Source organism: Oleiphilus sp. HI0132 (assembly GCF_001635845.1).
The window spans coordinates 1-699 of the sequence record NZ_LWGJ01001575.1; the positions used below are offsets into that span (position 1 = coordinate 1).

Here is a 699-nt window from a genome sequence, read left to right on the forward strand (position 1 = left end):
AGTGGGGATGTAAGCATGCAGGCTGATTCAGGTCGTATACAGCTCGCCGTGCCCGGGGCAGGTTTTGAGTTGCAGATAAAATCTCGTGCTGGAGGGGAGTCGCTCAGGACTAGACCTGACGGGCCGGGGCGTAGCCTTAAAAGCCTTTTTCAAGAAGCGGGTATTCCTCCTTGGCGACGTGATACTTATCCTTTGATTTATATTGATGGTGTACTGGCGGCAATTGGAAACTTGTGGATAGGTGCGGGTTTTCATGCAGAGTCCGGGCTTCCTGTTCTAAGCGTTTACTTCAATAATAAGTATTAATGGTGAGTCATTAGGCGATAAGGTCTCGAACTTACTGCAAAGGTCTTGCACCTTGATGGTTTTATCTCTAGAATATCGCGCTCTAAAATCTGCGGGGAGCTTATACCTTTCTTATGGAAGGAATAGACTTTACCGTGTACTTGTAACTCCTTGCTTTTTAAACGGCCGATGTGGTCGACATTAAAAGGCTATTACCCGAAGGGAGAAAATATGCGTCATTACGAGATCGTATTCTTGGTGCACCCTGATCAAAGTGAACAGGTTCCAGGAATGATTGAACGTTATACTGGTGTTATCAAAGATAGCGGTGGCCAGGTTCACCGTCTAGAAGACTGGGGTCGCCGTCACTTGGCTTACCCAATCAACAAAATCCACAAGGCACACTACATTTTG

At 46.5% G+C, this 699-nt stretch carries 2 protein-coding genes; both read left to right on the plus strand.

All coding sequences use genetic code 11. The features are described 5' to 3' along the window. A partial coding sequence (tilS, locus tag A3766_RS24340) for a tRNA lysidine(34) synthetase TilS (RefSeq protein WP_156509103.1) occupies window positions 1–306 on the plus strand: 306 nt, incomplete at its 5' end. Window positions 307–516: 210 nt separating this feature from the next. After that, window positions 517–699, plus strand: a 183-nt coding sequence (gene rpsF / locus A3766_RS24345) for a 30S ribosomal protein S6 (protein WP_068643142.1), incomplete at its 3' end; no start/stop codon positions are given.